The organism is Rhodopseudomonas telluris (assembly GCF_042432815.1).
GTDB classification, from domain to species: Bacteria; Pseudomonadota; Alphaproteobacteria; order Rhizobiales; family Xanthobacteraceae; genus Rhodopseudomonas; species Rhodopseudomonas telluris.
The window spans coordinates 470,289-490,270 of the sequence record NZ_JBHLWM010000005.1; the positions used below are offsets into that span (position 1 = coordinate 470,289).

At 64.6% G+C, this 19,982-nt stretch carries 26 protein-coding genes; 14 read left to right on the forward strand and 12 right to left on the reverse strand.

Features of this window, described 5'->3' with window-relative positions:
• Positions 1–327: 327 nt before the first annotated feature.
• Positions 328–1,422 (reverse strand): recombinase RecA, encoded by a 1,095-nt coding sequence (recA, locus tag ACFFJ6_RS13695; RefSeq protein ID WP_378388563.1) that lies wholly within the window; start codon positions 1,420–1,422, stop codon positions 328–330.
• A gap of 292 nt (positions 1,423–1,714) precedes the next feature.
• Between recA and ACFFJ6_RS13700 the strand changes: the two genes are divergently transcribed.
• Together ACFFJ6_RS13700 and ACFFJ6_RS13705 are read left to right on the forward strand one after the other, a co-directional pair.
• Positions 1,715–1,930: a hypothetical protein gene (locus ACFFJ6_RS13700; protein WP_378388565.1), complete on the forward strand. Its 216-nt coding sequence runs from the start codon at positions 1,715–1,717 to the stop codon at positions 1,928–1,930.
• 54 nt (positions 1,931–1,984) lie between these two features.
• Positions 1,985–2,230 carry a hypothetical protein gene (locus tag ACFFJ6_RS13705; RefSeq protein ID WP_378388567.1) on the forward strand — a complete coding sequence of 82 codons (246 nt, stop codon included), beginning with the start codon at positions 1,985–1,987 and terminating at the stop codon, positions 2,228–2,230.
• 33 nt (positions 2,231–2,263) lie between these two features.
• Here ACFFJ6_RS13705 and ACFFJ6_RS13710 read toward each other — a convergent pair whose 3' ends face one another.
• Positions 2,264–2,446, reverse strand: a complete 183-nt coding sequence (locus tag ACFFJ6_RS13710; protein ID WP_378388569.1) for a hypothetical protein — start codon at positions 2,444–2,446, stop codon at positions 2,264–2,266.
• Between the two features lie 168 nt (positions 2,447–2,614).
• Here ACFFJ6_RS13710 and ACFFJ6_RS13715 point away from each other — a divergent pair, with 168 nt between their 5' ends.
• The 4 genes from ACFFJ6_RS13715 to ACFFJ6_RS13730 all read left to right on the forward strand — a co-directional run bounded on the left by ACFFJ6_RS13715 (position 2,615) and on the right by ACFFJ6_RS13730 (position 4,614).
• Positions 2,615–3,013, forward strand: coding sequence for a response regulator (locus ACFFJ6_RS13715; protein ID WP_378388571.1), 399 nt, complete (start codon positions 2,615–2,617; stop codon positions 3,011–3,013).
• Between the two features lie 149 nt (positions 3,014–3,162).
• Positions 3,163–3,360 carry a hypothetical protein gene (locus ACFFJ6_RS13720; RefSeq protein WP_378388573.1) on the forward strand — a complete coding sequence of 66 codons (198 nt, stop codon included), beginning with the start codon at positions 3,163–3,165 and terminating at the stop codon, positions 3,358–3,360.
• 512 nt (positions 3,361–3,872) lie between these two features.
• Positions 3,873–4,232 carry a hypothetical protein gene (locus tag ACFFJ6_RS13725; RefSeq protein ID WP_378388575.1) on the forward strand — a complete coding sequence of 120 codons (360 nt, stop codon included), beginning with the start codon at positions 3,873–3,875 and terminating at the stop codon, positions 4,230–4,232.
• A gap of 244 nt (positions 4,233–4,476) precedes the next feature.
• Positions 4,477–4,614: a hypothetical protein gene (locus ACFFJ6_RS13730; protein ID WP_378388577.1), complete on the forward strand. Its 138-nt coding sequence runs from the start codon at positions 4,477–4,479 to the stop codon at positions 4,612–4,614.
• Positions 4,615–4,781: 167 nt separating this feature from the next.
• On the opposite strand, the gene ACFFJ6_RS13735 is transcribed toward ACFFJ6_RS13730, so the two are convergent.
• Entirely contained in the window at positions 4,782–5,438 is a 657-nt protein-coding gene (locus ACFFJ6_RS13735) for a Crp/Fnr family transcriptional regulator (protein WP_378389682.1), read from the reverse strand.
• 188 nt (positions 5,439–5,626) lie between these two features.
• Positions 5,627–5,917, reverse strand: coding sequence for a hypothetical protein (locus ACFFJ6_RS13740; protein ID WP_378388579.1), 291 nt, complete (start codon positions 5,915–5,917; stop codon positions 5,627–5,629).
• 326 nt (positions 5,918–6,243) lie between these two features.
• On the opposite strand from ACFFJ6_RS13740, the gene ACFFJ6_RS13745 reads away from it, so the two are divergent.
• A complete protein-coding gene (locus tag ACFFJ6_RS13745) occupies positions 6,244–6,708 on the forward strand; it encodes a PaaI family thioesterase (RefSeq protein ID WP_378388581.1) in 465 nt (154 codons plus the stop codon).
• 269 nt (positions 6,709–6,977) lie between these two features.
• Complete coding sequence (locus tag ACFFJ6_RS13750) at positions 6,978–7,217, forward strand: PilZ domain-containing protein (protein WP_378388583.1); 240 nt, start codon at positions 6,978–6,980, stop codon at positions 7,215–7,217.
• A 33-nt stretch (positions 7,218–7,250) separates the two neighbouring features.
• Here ACFFJ6_RS13750 and ACFFJ6_RS13755 read toward each other — a convergent pair whose 3' ends face one another.
• Complete coding sequence (locus ACFFJ6_RS13755; RefSeq protein ID WP_378388585.1) at positions 7,251–8,732, reverse strand: caspase family protein; 1,482 nt, start codon at positions 8,730–8,732, stop codon at positions 7,251–7,253.
• A gap of 248 nt (positions 8,733–8,980) precedes the next feature.
• Here ACFFJ6_RS13755 and ACFFJ6_RS13760 point away from each other — a divergent pair, with 248 nt between their 5' ends.
• Complete coding sequence (locus ACFFJ6_RS13760) at positions 8,981–10,132, forward strand: GNAT family N-acetyltransferase (protein WP_378388587.1); 1,152 nt, start codon at positions 8,981–8,983, stop codon at positions 10,130–10,132.
• Here the strand turns inward: ACFFJ6_RS13760 and ACFFJ6_RS13765 are convergent, their stop codons facing one another.
• Both ACFFJ6_RS13765 and ACFFJ6_RS13770 read right to left on the reverse strand, forming a co-directional pair.
• A complete protein-coding gene (locus ACFFJ6_RS13765) occupies positions 10,133–10,798 on the reverse strand; it encodes a DsbA family oxidoreductase (RefSeq protein ID WP_378388589.1) in 666 nt (221 codons plus the stop codon).
• Positions 10,799–10,870: 72 nt separating this feature from the next.
• Positions 10,871–11,692, reverse strand: a complete 822-nt coding sequence (locus ACFFJ6_RS13770) for a helix-turn-helix domain-containing protein (protein WP_378388591.1) — start codon at positions 11,690–11,692, stop codon at positions 10,871–10,873.
• Between the two features lie 114 nt (positions 11,693–11,806).
• Here ACFFJ6_RS13770 and ACFFJ6_RS13775 point away from each other — a divergent pair, with 114 nt between their 5' ends.
• Positions 11,807–12,205: a hypothetical protein gene (locus ACFFJ6_RS13775; RefSeq protein ID WP_378388593.1), complete on the forward strand. Its 399-nt coding sequence runs from the start codon at positions 11,807–11,809 to the stop codon at positions 12,203–12,205.
• A gap of 218 nt (positions 12,206–12,423) precedes the next feature.
• On the opposite strand, the gene ACFFJ6_RS13780 is transcribed toward ACFFJ6_RS13775, so the two are convergent.
• Positions 12,424–13,098, reverse strand: a complete 675-nt coding sequence (locus ACFFJ6_RS13780; RefSeq protein WP_378388595.1) for an SET domain-containing protein — start codon at positions 13,096–13,098, stop codon at positions 12,424–12,426.
• A gap of 148 nt (positions 13,099–13,246) precedes the next feature.
• Entirely contained in the window at positions 13,247–13,606 is a 360-nt protein-coding gene (locus tag ACFFJ6_RS13785; protein ID WP_378389684.1) for a DUF6321 domain-containing protein, read from the reverse strand.
• Positions 13,607–13,631: 25 nt separating this feature from the next.
• On the opposite strand from ACFFJ6_RS13785, the gene ACFFJ6_RS13790 reads away from it, so the two are divergent.
• Complete coding sequence (locus ACFFJ6_RS13790; RefSeq protein WP_378389732.1) at positions 13,632–14,084, forward strand: hypothetical protein; 453 nt, start codon at positions 13,632–13,634, stop codon at positions 14,082–14,084.
• 111 nt (positions 14,085–14,195) lie between these two features.
• Positions 14,196–14,768, forward strand: coding sequence for an inner membrane-spanning protein YciB (locus ACFFJ6_RS13795; RefSeq protein ID WP_378388597.1), 573 nt, complete (start codon positions 14,196–14,198; stop codon positions 14,766–14,768).
• A gap of 6 nt (positions 14,769–14,774) precedes the next feature.
• Here the strand turns inward: ACFFJ6_RS13795 and ACFFJ6_RS13800 are convergent, their stop codons facing one another.
• Positions 14,775–15,479 carry an Ig-like domain-containing protein gene (locus tag ACFFJ6_RS13800; protein ID WP_378388600.1) on the reverse strand — a complete coding sequence of 235 codons (705 nt, stop codon included), beginning with the start codon at positions 15,477–15,479 and terminating at the stop codon, positions 14,775–14,777.
• A 301-nt stretch (positions 15,480–15,780) separates the two neighbouring features.
• Here ACFFJ6_RS13800 and ACFFJ6_RS13805 point away from each other — a divergent pair, with 301 nt between their 5' ends.
• Together ACFFJ6_RS13805 and ACFFJ6_RS13810 are read left to right on the forward strand one after the other, a co-directional pair.
• Positions 15,781–16,077 (forward strand): hypothetical protein, encoded by a 297-nt coding sequence (locus tag ACFFJ6_RS13805; RefSeq protein WP_378388602.1) that lies wholly within the window; start codon positions 15,781–15,783, stop codon positions 16,075–16,077.
• Positions 16,078–16,298: 221 nt separating this feature from the next.
• Complete coding sequence (locus ACFFJ6_RS13810) at positions 16,299–17,342, forward strand: DUF3616 domain-containing protein (RefSeq protein ID WP_378388604.1); 1,044 nt, start codon at positions 16,299–16,301, stop codon at positions 17,340–17,342.
• Between the two features lie 230 nt (positions 17,343–17,572).
• Here ACFFJ6_RS13810 and ACFFJ6_RS13815 read toward each other — a convergent pair whose 3' ends face one another.
• Positions 17,573–18,256: a DUF429 domain-containing protein gene (locus ACFFJ6_RS13815; protein WP_378388606.1), complete on the reverse strand. Its 684-nt coding sequence runs from the start codon at positions 18,254–18,256 to the stop codon at positions 17,573–17,575.
• A 16-nt stretch (positions 18,257–18,272) separates the two neighbouring features.
• Positions 18,273–19,928: a fumarate hydratase gene (locus tag ACFFJ6_RS13820; protein WP_378388608.1), complete on the reverse strand. Its 1,656-nt coding sequence runs from the start codon at positions 19,926–19,928 to the stop codon at positions 18,273–18,275.
• Between the last annotated feature and the right edge of the window lie 54 nt (positions 19,929–19,982).

Genomic DNA, 19,982 nt, shown 5'->3' on the forward strand with positions numbered 1-19,982 from the left:
TGACGGGGATGGATGACGCAACGCCATACCCCAGAATCTCCCGTCATCACCCGCGAAGGCGGGTGATCCAGTATCGCAGAGCGTTAAGCAGAAGCCCGACCTCTCAACACGCGCTCTGGAATACTGGGTCGCCCGCCTTCGCGGGCGATGACAGCCGATTTTGCTGTTTCAGCCTCAGCCTCAGCCTCAGCCTCAGCTCAAAAATGCGGCGAGCGCTGCGGGATCCCCGGCAACAGGGGGCGCAGCGCTCGCCGTCTTGAATTTCCTCAGCGCGGAGCGTTGTCCGCGCTGTCGTTCACAGCATCGCCGATGCCTCGGCGCCAAGCCTTATTCGTCGACCGGCTCCTCGCCTTCGGCGTCGCTCTCGGGCGAGCCGGCGAGGATCTGTTCGGCGATCAGGCCGGAGTTCTGCCGGATCGACGCTTCGATCTTGGCGGTGAGATCCGGGTTGGCGCGCAGGAACGCCTTGGCGTTCTCACGGCCCTGACCGAGCCGCTGGCTGTCGTGCGAGAACCAGGCGCCGGACTTCTCGACAATGCCGGCCTTGACGCCGAGGTCGAGGATCTCACCCATCTTGGAGACGCCCTCGCCGTACATGATATCGAACTCGACCTGCTTGAACGGCGGCGCGAGCTTGTTCTTCACCACCTTGACTCGGGTCTGGTTGCCGACGACTTCGTCGCGCTCCTTGATCTGGCCGATGCGGCGGATGTCGAGGCGGACCGAGGCATAGAACTTCAGCGCATTGCCGCCCGTGGTGGTCTCCGGCGAACCGTACATCACGCCGATCTTCATCCGGATCTGGTTGATGAAGATCACCATCGTGTTGGACTTGTTGATCGAGGCAGTGAGCTTGCGCAGCGCCTGGCTCATCAGGCGGGCCTGCAGGCCGGGCAACGCGTCACCCATCTCGCCTTCGAGTTCGGCGCGCGGCACCAGCGCCGCCACCGAGTCGATGATCAGCACGTCGATCGCGCCGGACCGCACCAGCGTATCGGCGATCTCAAGCGCCTGTTCCCCGTGGTCCGGCTGGGAAATCAGCAACTCGTCGACATTGACGCCGAGCTTGCGGGCATAGACCGGATCGAGCGCGTGTTCGGCATCGACGAAGGCGCAGATGCCGCCCTTCTTCTGTGCCTCGGCGACGCAATGCAGCGCCAGCGTCGTCTTGCCCGAGGATTCCGGCCCGTAGATCTCGACGATGCGCCCCTTCGGCAGACCGCCGACACCGAGCGCGATGTCCAGCCCGAGCGAACCGGACGAGATCGTCTCGATATCCATCGAGCGATCGTTCTTGCCGAGCTTCATCACCGAGCCCTTGCCGAACTGGCGCTCGATCTGAGACAGCGCGGCGGACAGCGCTTTGGATTTGTCCATGGAAGAACCTTCGACGATACGCAGGGCAGTGGGGGCGGAAGCCATGTGATGCTCCTTATGGACGGGATTCGCCGGTGGGACAAACCGCGAGGGGCCGATAATCAATGGATAAGAACGTACACTCTTTGTTCTCTGTTCGCAATATGTTCTTTGCAGATAATCACGGCCGCCACCCATCGCGATCCACCGTCACCGCCTCGCTAGATCGGTTGGAATCGCGATTTTTGCGTGAAACCCGGCCCGACTCGGCCCGTAATTGATTGGGGACAATGCTCACGGAATAGGACAGCGCACCTTTAGTCGTATGTGGGAGCCCATCGGCACAGAAAGCTTCGACGTGCAGCTGGAACTGGCAGTCATTGTCGACGGCCGGGTCGAGTGGACCATGGAGCCGTGCCGGCGGGTGATCGGCGGATGGGTGCACTGCGAAACCCATGAATTCGTGCCGCGGCGACCGACGCATTGGCGGCCCGCGCACGCGACCTCGCGGCTGGGCTTTGCCCCCCTCCCCGAGATCACAGGTTTGCCACAAGACCCGCACCCCGAGCCCTGAGCGCGCGCCGTTCATCGTTTCTCAATCGTCCCCACGCAGAACTAGGGGATGACCATGCAGCTCGCTCCGACCAAGCCGCCGGACAAGATTCGGGTGCTGTGTACCAAGTGCCGCGTGCCGTTCCGCGAGAAGATCCGGAACATCCGCGAAGGCGTTCAGGTGCAATGCCCCAACTGCAACAAGCTGATCACCTTCTCGACCGACTCCGCCGATCTCGGCGTGCAGCGCGCTTTCACCGAAGCGCGACGGATCAAGAACGGCATGATGCTGTCGATCAACCGGAGCGACGGAACGAATTGAGCCGCCGCGCCCGCAATGATTCCGGCATGCTTTCTAGCGCAGGCTCTGAACACCCCACATCACCAGCAGCATCGCCGGAATGCACGGCACGGCCCATTTCGCCCAGGCAATGAGGCCGCTGGCGACGCTGGAACGAAAGGCTGCGATCAGCCGATAGGTCACGATGATCCAGGGCAGAATGATCCCGACCAGGATGGCGTCCACGTACCACGTCATAGCAACAACTCCCGTGCTTTCTCGGTACCTGCTTAACGTCTCGGCGCGCCAGTCCCCATCCACCAATGGAATCATGACGCACGCATCCGGCCTCGGAGCCGGCGAAATGGAACTTCCACCGCCCGCGAGACTTGTTGTCCCGGTCGATGCCTGTGGCAGGGGTTCGTCTTGGAAAATTCGATCGTGATCCTGGTCGTCGAAGACGAACCAATGATCCAGAGTGTCGTACAGGAAGCCCTCGAAGAAGGTGGTTTCAAAGTCGAAGTGGCCGCGTCGGGCGAGCAGGCTCAGCAGCTGCTTGAGGATCCGCAGCGTTTCCGTGCGGTCCTGACCGACGTCAATCTCGGCCGCGACCGCCTGGATGGATGGGACGTCGGCCGAATCGTCCGGGAGATCGATCCGGGCTTTCCGGTGGTTTACATGACCGGCGACAGCGCCGCCGAATGGGCCTCGCGCGGCGTCCCCAACAGCCTGCTCATCACCAAGCCGTTCGCGCCCTCGCAAGTGGTGGCGGCAATCACCCAATTGCTCAACAATCCCGCCCCCGGCGCGCCGCAGGGCGCTTGAACGACGATCCGGACAAAGACCAAGGCTGCATGTAAGGCTTCACCTTACAACGTCAGTTAAATTATGTGCGTCCTCGTCTGTGCCTCTCGGATCGACAGCCATTCTCAGGCGCTGTATTTTTCCACCATTCGCTTCATCGCAGTCAGTTCATGCCGGTCGCGGACCGGATGGTTCAGTGCCTGAAACGAACGGGGACAACACCATTGGACAAGTTTGTTCGCGAGGAAAACCTCAAACTCTATCGCCGCCTGCTGTCGGAAACCCATGACGAAGAGCGACGCCGGGTCCTGATGCAGTTGATCGCGAACCTCAGCGAGCGCGATCGGCCGAGCCGTGGCGGAACGTGATGCGGGCCTTTGTAGGCAGCACAGTGGCGTGACAAGTTCTCCGAGCGCCCGCGATGCGATTGGCGCGTGGTTACGCTCCAACGCCGGAGGCTCTGCAGAGCGCTGCAAACACAGAGGTATTTGATTCTAAGCAATGCGAGCCGCACCTCGCTGGATAGCTTACCAGCCGTCATTGCCGAGCTTTCTAGAGGTGGGGAGTTCCGACGCTGACGGGAGCCCCGAACATGGCCTCGTTCGGGGCTCTTTCATTTTGGCCTGCCGGTACGCCGAAACTGCGCCACGGAAAATCGATGCACGCGCAGCTTCTGCAGCGTGTTCGCTCTTGCGCCACTCCGTCCCGATCGATCGTCTTGCGCCATCTCAAAGTTTTGAGCCCGGTTCTGACCTAGACGTCGAATGCTCGGCAGGTTTCCAGACCATCGCTGATGGCCATCGCCGGAGCTTCGACAGCGCGGTCATCGTGCTCCTGCCCGCGGCTGCTACGGGTCGATTATTCACAGGGGGATGGGCAGATGCGTCTCGGGACTTTGATCGGACTGACGGCCGCGGCTCTTGCGCTGGGCGGATGCGACCTCGGCCAGGGAACTCCGGGCCCGCGTGGCGAACAGGGCCCCGAAGGTCCCGCCGGACCACCCGGCCCGGCCGGCAAGGACGGCGTCTCGGCCTCCAGCATCCGCACCGTGACTTCTGCCAGCTGCGTTTCGAACGGCTGTCCGACGAGCTGCGACAGCGGCGAAACCCTGGTCTCGGCGCTGTGCGTCGGCAGCTCCTCGGCACGCTTCAGCGATACGATCACGGTCGAGCGCGGCGTGCTGACCGCGCGCTGCGGTCCGACCTCGAGCAGCATCGTGGTGAGCTGCGCCCGGCAATAGCCGCTAGACAAACCTTCTATCCGTCCACGCGTTGCAACGTCCGGTCGGCATCCCTGAGGATCCCGCTACCGGGCGTATGCGCACGCTGCGCATTGCCAAGAATTCACGCTAGTTTTGAGGTGTAAGAATACTACAGTTGATCTAGATCAAAAGACGAAGAGGCCTGGCCGGCAATGGTCCAGAAAATTCCCGCAGAGCTCCGGCCCTGATGCCTCATGTGATCTACAAATGTCCGCGGACTGCCATGAAGGTTCAGGCCTGGGTTGCTGAGGACATCACCCCTCCGACGGCCACCACCTTCGAACTGATCCGCTGTCCCGCCTGCACGCAGGTCCACTTCGTCAACCGTGTCGACGGCAAGCTGCTGGGCGATAAAAGCTGACGCGCGCCTCCGCCGCGCCCCTGCGTTTGCATCGGGAGATGCGAGCATAGGCAGGCAAGAGCCGTGCAAGCCGCGCCCGAGAACGTGCTCGGTTTCGGCGTGTCTCTTGTCAGGAGTGTCCGCGTGCTGACCACCGCCCGCACACAGTTCTGAAGAGCGCGATCGCGCTAATCGGAGCGGCGCGTGTCGCCGTCCTGCAGCCGCGCCTTGTCGGGCGACACGGTACTACGCAACGACGGATAGACTTCGATGTGGCCGTTGTAGTTGATGAAGCCGAGCTTGCGGAACTTGTTCATGAAGTGACTGACGCGCGAGCGCGTCGTCCCGATCATTTCAGCCAGCGTTTCCTGGCTGATATCAACAGGCAGCGACTTCGCACTATCACCTTCGCTCAAATCCGCGAGCAGCAGTAACAGTCGTGCCAGACGCTTCTCGCTGGAATTGAACAGCTGATCGATCAGGTCTTCTTCCACGCGGCAATTGCGCTTGAGCAGGTGCGTCATGAAAACTTCGCACATGCCGGGCTCGCGCTGGATGGTAGTAATCAGCATCGGACCGGTCAGCGCCGTGACCATGCAGTCTTCAAGCGCCACGGCCGTCGACAAGCGTCGCCGTCCGATGAGCGCGCTCTCGCCGAAGAACTGCCCGGCTTCGAGGATCGCGACGACGCCTTCCTTGCCCTGCTCCGACATCACCACGAGCTTGACGCGCCCCTGCTGCAAATACAGCACGCTGTCGGCCTTATCGCCTTGCGCAAAGATGCTTTGGTGCTTGCGGAATTGCTGGATCGTCCGACCCGGTCCCGCGCTACTCAGAAACGCCATTGGATCGAACGCCACATCGAGAGACTTCACGTGTTGTCCTACAATCGCGAAATACGACCTCCGCCGTGTAGGCGCCGATAGCCGCGCGTCGAAACATTCGCCGCGACGGTCCATCAACATCAATTTCAAAGAAAAATCTGTGCCGTTTTGACCACGCTATTCGACGGTGGTCGTAGTTGGCACTGAAATTAGTTCGCAGCCTGTCCTGATTTCTTCGACTTCGTAGTCGCAGTCTTCGGCTTGGCGGATGCAGCCTCGTTGCTACGCACGTCACCCCAGGGATCGTTCGGAGCTTTGGCATCCGGAATCTTGCGCAGTGACTCGCGATAGGCCTTTTCGCGGATGGCGTCCTGCGCCTTCTCCTCGGGCGACTTGTGCTGAATCTCGGGAACCAGATTCACGTGCGGGGCCTCCTGGGCCACGGCCACCGCGGGCCCCATCAGCAAAACCAACACCGCTGCGCCGCGCAGTACCTTCATGTCACTTCCCTCTTCTTGCGGCAGGCTGGCGCCGCCATCAGAGGCGATCGGACCTGCAAGACTTCGGCGACTGCGTCCAATCCTCCCAGATTGGACCACAGCGGGTACAACCATTGAGGAGAATTGCCGCAGCAACGACGCCGAACACGAGTATCGAACGCTTGACCATACGCCACCCTGTCAAACCGCCAAAAGCTTAAGGGATCGACCGTGGCGTTTTCAAGCCGCCCAGAATCGGCTCCGATGCGACAAATCACACGCCGTCCGTGCAATCGGCACGGTCGGCAACGTCCAGCAAAGAAAAAACGCACAGGGAGGGACAATTTATGGCGGAAGCCCCGCAGGCAACGGAGTTCGGCCTCGAACAGGCCCGTCAAACGCTCGGTGAAGTGTTCGCGCCGTGGGTGCTCGATCTCGGTCTGACGGTCGAGGCGATCGAAACCGACCCGCCCCCCGGCGCCGCGGCCGATTGGCAGCCGGGCGCGACCCTGCGGATGGCATTCTCGGAGCGGCTCTGCCGCAGCGGCGGCATCGTCTGCGGCCAGGCCCTGATGGCCTTGGCCGACACCGCGATGGTCTTCGCGATTCTCGCCGCCAATCGCGGCTTTCGGCCGATGACCACGGTCGATCAGACCACCCACTTCCTCAAAGCGGTCGCGTCCAGCGACGTGCTCGCCGAGGCCCGCGTGGTCCGGCTCGGCCGCACCATGAGCTTCGGCCGCGTGACGCTGCTCGGCGCCGGCGACGGCAAGCCCGTGGCGATGGTATCGAGCGCATTCGCAATGCTGTAGGGGCAACTACTCTCCTAATTACCTCCGCCGCTACGATGCTCAAGCTCTGGCTTGCGCTGAACGTCTTGGCGTCAGGCGGCGAGCATGTCGGCATCGATGATCACATCGCGCGGGCAAGCGCCTGGCGCCGGGGTCCGCACAGGCGGGATTCCGGATCACGGTAAACAACCTCTGAATAGGCGCGGCTTTTCATCGGCAATCACATCAAACTCTTTCTAATTTCCTTGTGGGACATTCACGTCGCTCACGGGGGCAATGGGAAAGACGAGATGATCGAGCGACGAGAATCGCCCCGCCAACGGGTCTACAAGCGCGGCACAATCGCCTTCAACGGCGCCGGCTTCGATTGCACGGTTCGCAACCTGTCGGGTGGCGGTGCGCGGATCGACATCGACGGCCTCGTGCGGCTCCCCGAGCACTTCGTGCTGGTGATCGAGAGCGACAAGGTGATGCACCGGTGCCGGCCGGTCTGGAGTATCGCCCAGCGTATCGGCGTCGCCTTCGAGTAGTCGCTCGGCCGATCCCGAAGGACTCATCGCCGATCAGTAACGACTACCCCGTCCTCCGATGTTTCCGCCGATCGGCCCACGCGGTCCGATGCTGCCACCCCGATAGCCGCCGATCGAAATCGTGGGCCCACGCGGGACATCGGCATAATCGGGAGGCGGCCGGCGCACGACCACCACGTCATCGACATCGTCATCGTAGTACACCCGCCCGCGCGACGGCTTGGACGCGGTCCGCTTTGGCGGTTCCTCGCGCTCGGCGCGCTTCGCCTTGGACTTGTCGATCTTCTTGTCCGCTTTCTTCTTGATCGCCGGCGGCGTGCTGCACGGACAGGTCGCGCCGGACGCCGGCGTCAGCGCCGCGACCGGCGTCGGACTCAACGACGTGGCGACCGGAACCGACACTGCGACTTCGGGCTTGTTACGCAGCCGCAGTTCCAGCTTCCTGGCTGTCGCGGTCAAGTCGCTGTCGGGATACTGATCGAGAAATATCTTGTAGGCCGCCGCCGTGTTGGCGAGAACCGCCTTGTTCCAGGCCTGCATCCGCCGATGGCGATCGAGCCAGCGTTTCGCCTGCGTGCCGAGCGGCGGCTCGGCAAACAGCGACACGAACGCCTCATAGGCGTCGACCGATCCGTCCGAAACGATCAGCTCATTGGCCTCCTCGACCTTCTTGCCCTTCAGCAAGCTACGCCATTCCTCGACCGTGCGTTTCTTCTCGGGCTGCGCGGCCGGCTGGGCCGGGGTCTCGACAGCGCCAAAGAAGCGAAAATCGTCGATCAGCGACGAGCTGTCCCACGGCGTCTGCCGTCCCTCGGTGGCCTTGTTCACAGCCAGCCGGACGCGCTTGAACGTATCCTCGATCTGCAGCCCGCTCTCGCGGCCGGCCTTCAGCAGCGCCGTCGTGTACGGGCTGTTGGCGCCGCCGCCATCCTCGGCTTCGGCGCCCGGCGAGGTCGAGAATGACACGAAGGTGCCGGGCGAACCGGTCTTGGTATCGACCAGCGCCAGCCCCTGCCCGGTCGTCTTGCGGATTTCGGGGAACGGATTATTGCGACACGCATCCAGCATGATGATGCGGCTTCGGGTCGGCACCGAGGTCAGCGTATTGAGCACGTCGTCGAGCCGGACCGCCTGCAGCGGGATATCGGTCTCCCGCTTGGGATCGATATCGACCGGGATGAGATAGTTCTCGCCGTCGACCTGGATGCCGTGGCCGGCATAGAAGACCAGCGCGACGGTGTCCGGCCCCTTGGCGGCGATCTTGGCGGCGAAGTCGCCGACCATTTGGCGTAGCTCGGTCTGGCTCAGATCGTTGGCGGCAGTGACCTCGAAGCCGGCCTCGCCGAGCATCTTCTCCACCGCCTTGGCGTCGTTGGCCGGATTGGGCAAGGGCGGTACCGCCCGATAAGCCGATTGCCCGACCACCAGCGCGACGCGGCTCTCCGCCAGCGCCGCCTCCGTTCCCAACATCAGAGCCGCAGCCACCGCCGCGTTCCACAGCATCGCCCGCACCATCGGCTCTCCTTCCCGATCGACGTCCCGCTGGTTGGTCGGCGCGATCAGGAAAGCGGTTCAGGCCCGTGGCAATTCGACGCCACGGCCGAGCCAGCGCGCCGTCCGCGAACAACCAACGCGGGTAAGACGGGGTTAACATTACCCGACAAATCAGAGCTACGCCTTACGCAATCGAACACTTCGTCCGGTACGTTCGGCGCAAACACGGCGCTGCTCCACGGCGCCGCCAGACAACGCAGGACGTAAACGTGGTGGACATCTCGCAGGCACCTCCGGTCGCTCGGGGCGCGTCGCATGGCGAAGCTCATGCTCTGCCGTCGATCACCGCACTGGACGCGCAGGCCTGGCGGGATCTGGCGGATCGCGTCGTCGAACCGAACGGTTACTACCTGCCGGAATGGACGCTGGCGGCCAATGGCGACGAACGAGCCAGCCGAGGGACCCGCGCGCTGACCGCGCAGGATGCCGCCGGTCGTCTCACCGGGCTGCTGCCGGTCCTGTCATGCTGGCGCGCCTTCCGGCTGCCGCTGCCGGTGCTGATCTCGGCCGACCCGTTTCGCTCGCTGGATACGCCGCTGCTCGACCGCGAGGACGGCACCAAGGCCGCTGTCGTGCTGCAGGCAAAGGCGCGCGCCACGGGAGCTCGCGCGCTGCTGCTGCGCGACGTCTCGCGGGACGGCGAGGCGGTGCGGATGCTGACGCAGGCGGCACAGGCCGAGGGCCTCGCGCCCGTGCTGCTCAACGGCTGGTCGCGCGCCTGCCTCGATGCGACGCGCAACAGCGAGGACCTCCTGCGCGACGCGCTGGGCGGCAAACGGCTCAAGGAATATCGCCGGTTGATGCGCCGCCTCGGCGATCATGGCGAGGTCCGCTTCAGCGTGGCACAGGCGCCCGATGATGTGGCTCGCGCCTACGATGTATTTCTGGCGCTCGAAGCCAGCGGCTGGAAGGGCCGCCGCGGCACGGCCCTGCTGCACCAACCGGAGCTGGCGGCACGACTGCGCCAGGCCGCCGTTACTCTCGCCGCGCGGGGGGCCTGTGAGGTCGCACTGTTGCATGCCGGCGATGAGGCGATCGCTGCCGGCATCGTGCTGCGCCACGGGGATCGCGCTTACTTCTTCAAGCTCGGGATCGCCGAGCAGCACGCGCGCAGTTCGCCCGGCGTGCTGCTGACGCTGGAGCTGACGCGGCACCTGTGCGCCGATCCGGCCATCAAGCTGGTCGACTCGACTGCCGCTCCCGATCATCCGATGATCGATCCGATCTGGCGCGGCCGGTTCGCGGTCGGCGACGTACTGATCCCGCTACGCGCCCGCGATCCGCTGTTCGGACCGATCACGCTGGCGCTACGCGCCCGTGAGGCGCTGCGCCAGACCGCCAAGCGGCTGCTGAAGCGCTGATTACTCCGCCGCCTGGGCGTTGATCTCTTCGGAGATGTGACGGATCGCCTTGGCGAGCTGTGCCGGATCCTGCGCCCCCGATACCGCATACTTCTGCGCAAACACGAAGGTCGGCACGCCCGAAATGCCCTTCTCGGCCGCCTCATTGGCCTGCCCCGAGATCAGGTCGACGTCCGCATCGGTCGCGAGCTTGGCGCGGACCTCGTTTGCATCGAGGCCGATCTCGGCTGCGGCCTGCACCAGCACATCGATGTCGGTGAGGTCGCCGCCGTCGCGGAAGTACAATTCCATCAACCGCTGCTTCATCGCCGGGCCCTTGCCGATCGCGTCCGCCCAGTGGATCAGGCGGTGGCAATCGATCGTGTTGGGCTGCCGCTGCACGCGATCAGGATGATACTCGAGCCCCTCCTGCGCGGCGGCATCGACGACGCGGCTGGCCAGTTCCTTGTAGCGCGCGGGCGAGCCGAATTTCTGCGTCAGATAATCGTCGCGCGAAACACCCTCGCGCGGCACCCAGGGATTGAGGAAGAACGGCCGGAAGGTGAGCTCGACCGGCACGTCGGGCGCGAGCGCCAGCGCCTGCTCGATGCGTTTCTTGCCGATATAGCACCACGGGCAGACGACGTCGGAGACGACATCGATCTTCAGCGGCTTCAGCGCGCTCATCGGCGCCTCCTTGTGTTGTTCCCTGCCGAACACTCCCATACAGATGGGCGCCCAGCAAGCACGCGCAAGGCGTTACAGGGCTGCAGCGATGTTGCGCAGCGTCGCCGCGGTGGCATCGTCGGCCGGGAAAAACGTCTCGATCGCGATCTCCGACAGCGTGACATCGACCGGCGTGCCGAACACCATGGTGGTCGAGATGAAGCTCAGCGTGTGGTCGCCGAGTTGGAGGCGGAACGGGACCGCGACGGCATCCGGGGCCACCGGCGCGGCGCGGGCGGGCACCGGATAGGTCTTCAGCTCCTGATACAGATCCAGCAGCTTCGGATCGGCGGTCGCCTCGCATTGCCGGTGCAACCGCTCGAGCAGATGCGCGCACCATTCGCCGAGGTTGGCGGTGCGCGCCGCCAGTCCTTCCGGATGGAACGACAACCGCAGCACGTTGAGCGGCGGCGCCAGCAGCGACGGCGGAACGCCCTGCAGCATCGGCGCCACCATGCGATTGGTCGAGACCAGGTTCCAGTGGCGATCGACAGCCAGCGCCGGGCTCGGCTCGTGGGCTTTCAGCACCTGATCGACCGCGACCCGCGCCGCCGCGAGCGCCGGGTCGTCGAGCGTCCGCTGCGGAAATGCCGGCGCGAACCCCGCCGCGACCAACAGCACGTTGCGCTCGCGTAGCGGCACATCGAGCCGCTCGGCAAGCCGCATCACCATGTCGCGCGACGGCGCCGCGCGGCCGGTTTCGACAAAGGACAGATGCCGCGCGGAAATCTCGGCGTCGAGCGCGAGATCGAGCTGGCTGAGCCGGCGGCGCTGCCGCCATTGCCGCAAGTAATCGCCGATGCGCACCGGCTGCGCGCCGGCGGCGGCCTGGGCCGAGGAGATCGAGGTGTTCATGACCGAAAAGCTAGCATGCAGCCTGCGCGGCTTCCATGACCTGCGAGGTAATCGATTTCGGCAGCAAGCCTGCGCATCGTCCGGTCATGGTTCATCGCACCGAAGGAGACGACCATGATCCATCCGTCCTTGCTGCTCCGCCGCGCCCTCCAGGCCGACGCGCTCGTCAGCGGCGCCATGGCGCTGCTGCTCGTCACCGGCGCGGGCGCGCTTGCGCCGATGCTCGCGCTGCCGCAACCGCTCTTGCTGGAAACCGGTCTGTTCCTGATCGCCTACGCCGCCTTCGTCGGCTGGCTCGGCACCCGCGCGGCCCTGCAGCGCCCGCTGGTGCTGCTGGTGATCATCGGCAACGCGCTGTGGACTCTCGCCAGCATCGCGCTGTTACTCAGTAGCGCCGTGGCGCCGAACGGCGTCGGCATTGCCTTCGTGGTCATTCAGGCGATCGCGGTCGGCGTGTTCGCGGAACTGCAGTATATGGGGCTGAAGCGGAGCCGGTCGGCGGCGTTGATCTAACTCCGTCATTGCGAGCGCAGCGAAGCAATCCATCCGCCGAGCATGATACCGGATTGCTTCGTCGCTGCGCTCCTCGCAATGACGCTGAAACACTCCGACCAAACCGCGTCGGCCATCCACATTCTTTGCCGATAATCTTGCCCTAGACGTGGATGCCCGGGACGAGCCCGGGCATGACGGAGATCTTATGTCGAGGTCGGTCGAGCGGCCGAAGCCGCCTACTTGGCCTTCTTGCCGGACTTGGCCTTTGCAGCCTTCGACGCTGTCTTCGCTTTGGAGTCCTTGCCGGCAGCTTTTCCCGTCTTTCCAGACTTCGCGCCGGCCTTGGAGGTCTTCACCTTGTCGGACTTCGCCTTGCCGGACTTCGGAGCAGCCTTGCCCTTGGTCTTGCCCCTGGACGTTTCGGCGGCTTTTCCTTTGGCCGGCTTCGCGGGGCCCGCGGCCTTCTGCTTCTTCTCGGCGCGGGCTTCGGCGGCCTTCTTCAGGCGCTTCTTCTCGCAGGCGTCACACTTGCAGCCGATCGGCTTCAGATATTCTTTGAAGTACTCGGTGCCGTAGTCGTAGTTGATCTCCTCACCGGGCTCGATGTTCTTGATCGCCCGGATGATGATCTTGCGCTTCTTGACGCTGACGTCCGACTCCGCGTTGGGCTTGCAGGAGTGATTGATGTAGCGCGCGATGTTCTTGCGCACCGAGCCGTCAATCGTCCAGCGCTTGCTGATCTGGAACAGATACTTGTTCTCGACCGCGTCGTCCTTCTTCTTGTTGCAATCGAGCATCGGCCCGAAATAGCGGATGATCTTGCTGCCCTTCTTGATCGGTTGGGTGGCGAACAGGCCGAGACCGGTCTTGGAGCGGCCGATACGGTAGGGCTTGGTCGAAAGATCCGGCATGAGCTTTGTACGTCGCGAGCGGTGAAGGGAACGCAAGCGGTTCTTCTAGATCGATTCCACCGCGATTGGCAGGGGTTTCCGGCCTTTCCGGCGCACCGTCCCCAGCCTGATGCCTCGAATCTCCGCCGGGATTCGTGCGCCCCCCGCGTCAGGCCGCGCCTTTGTCCTTCAGCCGATGATAGCGTTTCAGCAGCCGCTCGCCCTTGGCGGCAATGCGCCGGGCCGCGGCCTCGGTCTTCGGCACCGGCTCGCCCCAGGCGTGTGCCGATAGCGCAAAGCGGGTCGGGCGGCCTTGTTTGTCCTGCAGCGCCGGCAGCTTGGCCCGTCCATAGAACCGCACGGCCCAGCTTCCTTTGCGACGCATCTCGGCGGGCGACATCTCCGCGGCCTTCTTGGTTACGCCCGGCTTGAGATGCGCCCCTTCGCGCTCGGCAAACGCCTTGCGGCCTGCCGCGGTGAGGCCGCCGCGGGGATCTTTCTCGGACGGACCGCCCGCAGATGTCCGGATTGGAGAGGTTCTGGATGCCGCAGCCTTGCGCGGCGCGGTGGCTGCGCTTTTCTTCTTGGATGATCCGCCGTTGCGCCCAGACGACTTCGTCTTGGCTTTCCTGGCGGAGGAGGTCTTGGCCGACCTTCGTTTCGACGACTTGGCCTTGGAAGCCTTGGCCTTGGACGACTTCGATTTTGAAGCTTTGGACTTCGAGGACTTGGATGATTTCGACTTCGACGCGACGGCCATGTTGTCCACCAGGTTCGGATACGGGCGGCCGGCGCGATTGGCGCGGGCCTTGGCGGCGGCCTTCTTGGCCGGCGACAGATGTTTTGAGGCCTTGCCGGTGCGCTTGCGCGGATTCGCGCGCGACCACGGCGCCTTCTTGGTGGCGGCTTTCGCCTTTGTCTTTGCCCCGGAGGACTTCGATGCTGATGTCTTCGTCGACTTGGCCATGCCGCATCAACGCCAGAAAAGCCGGGCGGTTTCACGCTGACGTGAGACAGCCACCTCGCGCCGCTGCGCGGTTTACTTCGTTGTCCGTCCCGCGCAATATCGCGCCAACCAGCCCGCGCCGAGGCGCGGCCGCCGCTGCGAGGAACCTGCGATGAAGGCCGTGTTCTCCAAGCTCGGCAATGACTTCTTCTCCACCATCATCTTCGTGGTGCTGTATTTCTCGACCGGCAATGTCGCGCTCGCTACCATCGTGGCGGTGATCGGGGCCGTCGGCCAGTTCGCCTATGCGCGCTACAAGGGCTTCCGGCTCGACGTGATGGCCTATGCGAGCGTCGCGATGGTGATCGTCCTCGGCGGCGCGACGCTGCTGACCAATGACCCGCGCTTCGTGCTGATCAAGCCGAGCATCGGCCATATCGCGGTCGGCGCCATCATGCTGCGGCGGGACTGGATGCTGCGCTACGTGCCCCCGATCGTGACGACGACGATCCCGGACTACGTGCGGGTGTCGGGATATTTCTGGGCCGTCCTGATGATCACGCTCGGTGCCGGCGTGATCGCTGCAGCGATGACCGGCGACATCAAGGTGTGGACATTCTACGTCATGGTGATCGCTCCGGCCGCGAAGGTTGCGGCCGTGGCGACCCAGTATCTGGTGTTCCGGCTGGCGATCCGCAGTCGGCGCCGAGCCGAACCCGCAGCCGCCGTGTCGATGGCCGAATAGCCGGGCCTAGCGGCGCTCGACCGCGGCAAGCGGCGAGGTCACCTGCTGCTCGATTTGCGCCGTCGCCTTGGCGTAGCGGGTATCGCCGTCGTACTGCACCACGATGGTGCGGGAGCCGGATGACAGCGCCGATGTCGTGAAGGCCGCCGTCCCGGCATGATCGAGCGGCACACGCGCCGCGATCACGCTCTCACCATCGCGAAATGTCACACAGCCGCCAGCGACTCCGGCGTCGCCGCTCACCGTGACAACGAATGTCACCAGATCGCCGGGCGCGATCAGTTCGCTCGACGACGACAGGGTCAGCGCCGGTTGCATCGTGACATCGAGCGGGACTTCGGCCGACTGGCTCGGCAGGATGATCAACGGCAGATGTGCGGCGCTGCCGCTGTAATCGGCGCGTAGCATGTGACGGCCGGGCGCGAGGCCCTGCGCGGTGATCTGCGGCTGCGCCACGCTGGTCCAACCGAGCACCTGCAGGGTCGTCATGTCGATGAAGGTGATCCGCCCGTCCGCCACGCCGGTGCCGACCGCACTGCTGAGTTCGGCGCGCAAGCTGACATGGCCCGGTGCGTCCGGGTCCATGGATGCGACAAGGCCGATCCGCGTCGGCTCGCTGAATACTTCATATTGGGCGAAGGCCGTGCCCGGCAGCACGATCAGCGCCAGCACGGAGACCTGCATCAGGGCTCGCCAGAATGACATCCGCATGTCGAGTCTCCACCATTTGCGGTGAACCTCGAGGCGTCCTCCGAGCTGCATCCTATCACCTGATCGACTCCGCACCATTGGTATCTGTATCCGTAGAAGCGCGGAGGTTCAGCCCGGGGCGCATGCGGCTGCGCCATCCTGCCCTACTGGCGGCCTGCCGGTTCTGAATTATCCTGAAACTGCGCTGGCATTTTTCTGAAAGCGCGCGTTTTCTTCGGGCGCCCCGAATTCCGTTTCGCGCGAAAACGCTCTAAAGCAGGGTTGCCGGCCGTGTCCCGTGGTCGGCTCAAGGGAGAAACAGATGGCAGTCGACGGAAACTGGAAGATCACCATGAGCACGCCGATGGGCGAGCGGCAGGCCGACCTGACGCTGAAGGCCGACGGCGGCAAGCTCACCGGCACGCAATCGGCCGATGGCGACTCCGGCGAAATCTTCGACGGGTCGGTGAACGGCGACGACGTCGCCTGGAAGCTCGACATCACCAACCCGATGCCGCTGACGCTGACCTACACCGGCAAGGTGAGCGGCGACAGCATCTCGGGCGAAATGGGCATCGGCCCGATGGGCTCGTTCCCGTTCACCGGAACGCGGGCGTAAGCAGGCCATCGCGCCTGCGGGTGCAGGCGCAACGTCATGACCACGCGAGCGCGCCCGACGCGGTCGCGTGGTTTTCACTGACAGAGGACTGCAGCGCCTCAGACTAAACGGCATATTTGAACGCGCGATCTTGCTTCATTCTTCTTGCGGGGTTGCCCGTCGATCGCTCCGCACGGACGATTTCATCGACCGATTGCCCCACAGCTTCCTGGGAGGCAGTGATGAGCACGCATCTTTTCGTCGGATCGTTCGACCTGTCCCCTCGCGCTCCGATCGCTGCCGCCATCATGGGCCTGGCAGGGTTGATGTTCATGGGCCTCGTCCCGGCCGATGCGCGCGACGGAGTGCACCCTGAGCCGAAATGGAGCGTCAGCGAGGACTTTGCCAAGAGCAAGAAAGCCAGGATCAATCTCAGCGGCGCGGCCTGCGCCCCGACCTCGCCGCCGCTCGCCTCGTGCGTGATCGTCAACGACGACAAGAAATACGCCCAGACTTTCGCGATCGAAGGCACCACGCTACGGCCCGGTCGCGTGGTGCGGCTGATGCCGGACGGCGCCGAGGGCGATCCGGACGCCGAGGCCGCCGCGTATGACGACGGCTACTTCTACGTCACCGGCTCGCACGGCCGGCCGCGCCATCAGCCTGAGGCCGGGAATCCACCGAGCTACACGCTATTCCGCTATCCGGTGGACAGGCAGACGCTGCAGCCCGACTTCGTGTCCGACGAGGACGTGAAGGGCCTCGAGACGACGACGCGTCTGCGCGGCGTGTTAAAGACGCTGCCGCCGACGGCCGACAAATACGACAAGCCGCTCGAAGACGGCGGCATCAACATCGAAGGCCTCGCGGTCCGCAACGGCCGGATCTATTTCGGCCTGCGCGGCCCGTCGCTCGACAAGCGGGCCTTCATCATCTCGGTGGACCGCGACGCAATCTTCACCGACAGAGAGCCGCTCCACGCCAAGTCGCACGACCTCGAGCTGGGAGCAGACACCGGCATCCGCGACCTTGCCAAGGTACGCGCCGGATTGCTGGTGCTGTCCGGTCCGGTCAACGACCAGCCGGTCAAGCCGGCAATCTACCTGTGGGTCGATGATGGCGCGTTGCAGAAGCTCGCCGACCTCGACATCGCACAAGCCGGCAAAGGCGCCAAGGCCGAGACCCTGCTGGTGCTGCAGGACGACGAGCGCGGCCCGCTCCGCGTGCTGGTGATGTTCGACGGTCCGGAGAACGGTCATCCGTTGGAGTACGTACTGAAGCGGTAGAGCGCTTCATCGTTCGATTGAAGCAATCCGGCCTGTCCAGAGGCACTGCGTCCTCACCCTGAGAAGCCCGGCAAAGCCGGGCGTCTCGAAGGATGAGGCCACGGGTGCTTGCGGCCCATGGTTCGAGACGGCGCTACGCGCCTCCTCACGATGAGGATGTACTTGTGGCATGAGCTGCGCGTCATCAAGCTTGTTTCTACCTGAAGCAGGACCGCTCTAGCTCAGCCTCATCAGTACCAGATCCGCATCGGCAGACCGTGTTCGTCCCGCGGCGGCTCGCCGGGTGGCAAGTAGCCACCGGGGTCGCGCGCCGCCAGCGCGCAGGCGCAAGCGTCGAGCACATCGTCCGCCGTGGCGCCGGTGCCGATCCTCGTGCGATCGACCCACTCGTCGATGAGAACGATGCCCTGCGCGCGGATCAGCTCGCGCCGAAGCCGAAGGCCGTCTGCGCTTCGCTTCGACGGCAGCGGCCGGCCGCCGTTCAGCCTTAAGAAGACCAACTCCGGATGAGCCTCACGGACGTCGAGGTCGCGGTGAGCGCGCATAAACGCATCGACCTCCATGATCTTCGGACCGAGATGCCAGAGCTGCAGCGACGCCCGCGGCTGGCCGCGCGCGGCCGCAGCCCGATTGGCCTGCGCAAATTCGTCCGGGTAGCGAAACTCCGTCCACAGCCAGCGCCGTGCGCCGGTGAATACGCGGCTCGCATGCGGCCGCAGCAGCGTGCGGGCTTCGAGATCGCAGGCGCGCGTCCCATCGGCGTCGAGCCCGATCGGGATGTCGATCGCTGCTCTGGTGAAGCGTTGGCTCGCGAGCCAGCAGATGTCGGGGATGAAGTCGATCGCATGGCGATCGCCGTCGAGCGTGACGGCGACCCAGCCGTGTCTGTAGCCGTCGAGGCCGACGGCGATCATCGGCGACGCCGGCGCGTCAGCCGAGGTTCAACTCCTTGAAGAAGTCGTTGCCCTTGTCGTCGACGATGATGAAGGCCGGGAAATCGACGACGTCGATCTTCCAGATCGCCTCCATGCCGAGCTCGGGATATTCCAGCACCTCGACCTTCTTGATGCAGTGTTCGGCGAGGTTCGCGGCGGCGCCGCCGATCGAGCCGAGATAGAAGCCGCCGTACTTCTTGCAGGCCTCGCGCACCGCCGGCGCGCGGTTGCCCTTGGCGACCATCACCATCGAGCCGCCAGCCGCCTGGAACTGATCGACGAACGAATCCATGCGGCCCGCGGTGGTCGGGCCGAACGCGCCCGAGGCGTAGCCGTCCGGGGTCTTGGCCGGGCCAGCATAGTACACCGGATGGTTCTTGAAGTAGTCCGGCAGCGGCTCGCCCTTGTCGAGCCGCTCGCGCAGCTTGGCGTGGGCGGCGTCGCGCGCCACGATCATCGTGCCGGTGAGCGACAGCCGGGTCTTGGTCGGGTACTGCGTCAGCTTGGCGAGGATGTCCTTCATCGGCTGGTTGAGGTCGATCTGCACCACCTCACCGCCGAGCGCCTGCTCGACCTCCGGCAGATACTGCGCCGGGTTGTGCTCGAGTTCCTCCAGATACACGCCGTCCTTGGTGATCTTGCCGAGCACCTGACGGTCGGCCGAGCACGACACGCCGAGCCCGATCGGCAGCGACGCTCCGTGGCGCGGCAGCCGGATGACGCGGACGTCGTGACAGAAATACTTGCCGCCGAACTGCGCGCCGACGCCGAGCGACTGCGTCATCTTGTGGATTTCCTGCTCCATCTCGAGGTCGCGGAAGGCATTGCCGTCCGCCGAGCCCTGGGTGGGCAGCGCATCGAGATAGCGCGCCGAGGCGAGCTTCACGGTCTTCATGCACAGCTCGGCCGATGTGCCGCCGATCACGATGGCGAGGTGATAGGGCGGGCACGCCGCGGTGCCGAGCGTCAGCACCTTCTCCTTCAGGAACGCGAGCAGCCGGTCTTTGGTCAGAACCGAGGGCGTCGCCTGAAACAGGAAGCTCTTGTTGGCCGAGCCGCCGCCCTTGGCCATGAACATGAACTTGTAGGCATCGTCGCCCTCGGCGTAGATCTCGCACTGCGCCGGCATGTTGTTGGCGGTGTTCTTCTCCTCGTACATGGTCAGCGGCGCGACCTGCGAGTAGCGCAGGTTGCGGCGCAGATAGGCATCGCGCGCGCCTTCAGACAGCGCCGCCTCGTCGTCACCCGCGGTGATGACGTTGCAGCCCTTCTTGCCCATGATGATCGCCGTGCCGGTGTCCTGACACATCGGTAGCACGCCGCCGGCGGCGATGTTGGCGTTCTTCAGGAAGTCCAGCGCCACGAACTTGTCGTTCGGGCTGGCCTCGGTGTCGTCGAGGATCTTACGCAGCTGGGCGAGATGGCCCGGCCGCAGATAATGATTGATGTCACCGAACGCCGCCTCCGACAGCGCCCGCAGCGCCTCGCGCTCGACCACCAGCATGTCCCGGCCGAGCACCTTCTCCACCCGCACGCCGTCGCTGCTGATCTTGCGATACGGCGTCTCGTCCTTGCCGAGCGGGAACAGCGGCGTGTGCTTGTAGGGCGGAACCGGCGTGGCGGCGGACGGGACGGGGGTGGGTGCGTTCATGGGCGGGGCCTCGAATGGGGAAATTCGGGGCCCTGTCTAGGCGGTTTCGGCGGG

What these genes read in the sequence shown, in the direction of transcription:
- recA (WP_378388563.1), bottom strand. Translation starts at nt 1,422, where the DNA reads ATGGCTTCCGCCCCCACTGCCCTGCGTATCGTCGAAGGTTCTTCCATG.
- ACFFJ6_RS13705 (WP_378388567.1), top strand. Translation starts at nt 1,985, where the DNA reads ATGCAGCTCGCTCCGACCAAGCCGCCGGACAAGATTCGGGTGCTGTGT.
- ACFFJ6_RS13710 (WP_378388569.1), bottom strand. Translation starts at nt 2,446, where the DNA reads ATGACGTGGTACGTGGACGCCATCCTGGTCGGGATCATTCTGCCCTGG.
- ACFFJ6_RS13720 (WP_378388573.1), top strand. Translation starts at nt 3,163, where the DNA reads ATGCCGGTCGCGGACCGGATGGTTCAGTGCCTGAAACGAACGGGGACA.
- ACFFJ6_RS13725 (WP_378388575.1), top strand. Translation starts at nt 3,873, where the DNA reads ATGCGTCTCGGGACTTTGATCGGACTGACGGCCGCGGCTCTTGCGCTG.
- ACFFJ6_RS13730 (WP_378388577.1), top strand. Translation starts at nt 4,477, where the DNA reads ATGAAGGTTCAGGCCTGGGTTGCTGAGGACATCACCCCTCCGACGGCC.
- ACFFJ6_RS13735 (WP_378389682.1), bottom strand. Translation starts at nt 5,438, where the DNA reads ATGGCGTTTCTGAGTAGCGCGGGACCGGGTCGGACGATCCAGCAATTC.
- ACFFJ6_RS13740 (WP_378388579.1), bottom strand. Translation starts at nt 5,917, where the DNA reads ATGAAGGTACTGCGCGGCGCAGCGGTGTTGGTTTTGCTGATGGGGCCC.
- ACFFJ6_RS13745 (WP_378388581.1), top strand. Translation starts at nt 6,244, where the DNA reads ATGGCGGAAGCCCCGCAGGCAACGGAGTTCGGCCTCGAACAGGCCCGT.
- ACFFJ6_RS13750 (WP_378388583.1), top strand. Translation starts at nt 6,978, where the DNA reads ATGATCGAGCGACGAGAATCGCCCCGCCAACGGGTCTACAAGCGCGGC.
- ACFFJ6_RS13755 (WP_378388585.1), bottom strand. Translation starts at nt 8,732, where the DNA reads ATGGTGCGGGCGATGCTGTGGAACGCGGCGGTGGCTGCGGCTCTGATG.
- ACFFJ6_RS13765 (WP_378388589.1), bottom strand. Translation starts at nt 10,798, where the DNA reads ATGAGCGCGCTGAAGCCGCTGAAGATCGATGTCGTCTCCGACGTCGTC.
- ACFFJ6_RS13770 (WP_378388591.1), bottom strand. Translation starts at nt 11,692, where the DNA reads ATGAACACCTCGATCTCCTCGGCCCAGGCCGCCGCCGGCGCGCAGCCG.
- ACFFJ6_RS13775 (WP_378388593.1), top strand. Translation starts at nt 11,807, where the DNA reads ATGATCCATCCGTCCTTGCTGCTCCGCCGCGCCCTCCAGGCCGACGCG.
- ACFFJ6_RS13780 (WP_378388595.1), bottom strand. Translation starts at nt 13,098, where the DNA reads ATGCCGGATCTTTCGACCAAGCCCTACCGTATCGGCCGCTCCAAGACC.
- ACFFJ6_RS13795 (WP_378388597.1), top strand. Translation starts at nt 14,196, where the DNA reads ATGAAGGCCGTGTTCTCCAAGCTCGGCAATGACTTCTTCTCCACCATC.
- ACFFJ6_RS13800 (WP_378388600.1), bottom strand. Translation starts at nt 15,479, where the DNA reads ATGCGGATGTCATTCTGGCGAGCCCTGATGCAGGTCTCCGTGCTGGCG.
- ACFFJ6_RS13805 (WP_378388602.1), top strand. Translation starts at nt 15,781, where the DNA reads ATGGCAGTCGACGGAAACTGGAAGATCACCATGAGCACGCCGATGGGC.
- ACFFJ6_RS13810 (WP_378388604.1), top strand. Translation starts at nt 16,299, where the DNA reads ATGAGCACGCATCTTTTCGTCGGATCGTTCGACCTGTCCCCTCGCGCT.
- ACFFJ6_RS13815 (WP_378388606.1), bottom strand. Translation starts at nt 18,256, where the DNA reads ATGATCGCCGTCGGCCTCGACGGCTACAGACACGGCTGGGTCGCCGTC.
- ACFFJ6_RS13820 (WP_378388608.1), bottom strand. Translation starts at nt 19,928, where the DNA reads ATGAACGCACCCACCCCCGTCCCGTCCGCCGCCACGCCGGTTCCGCCC.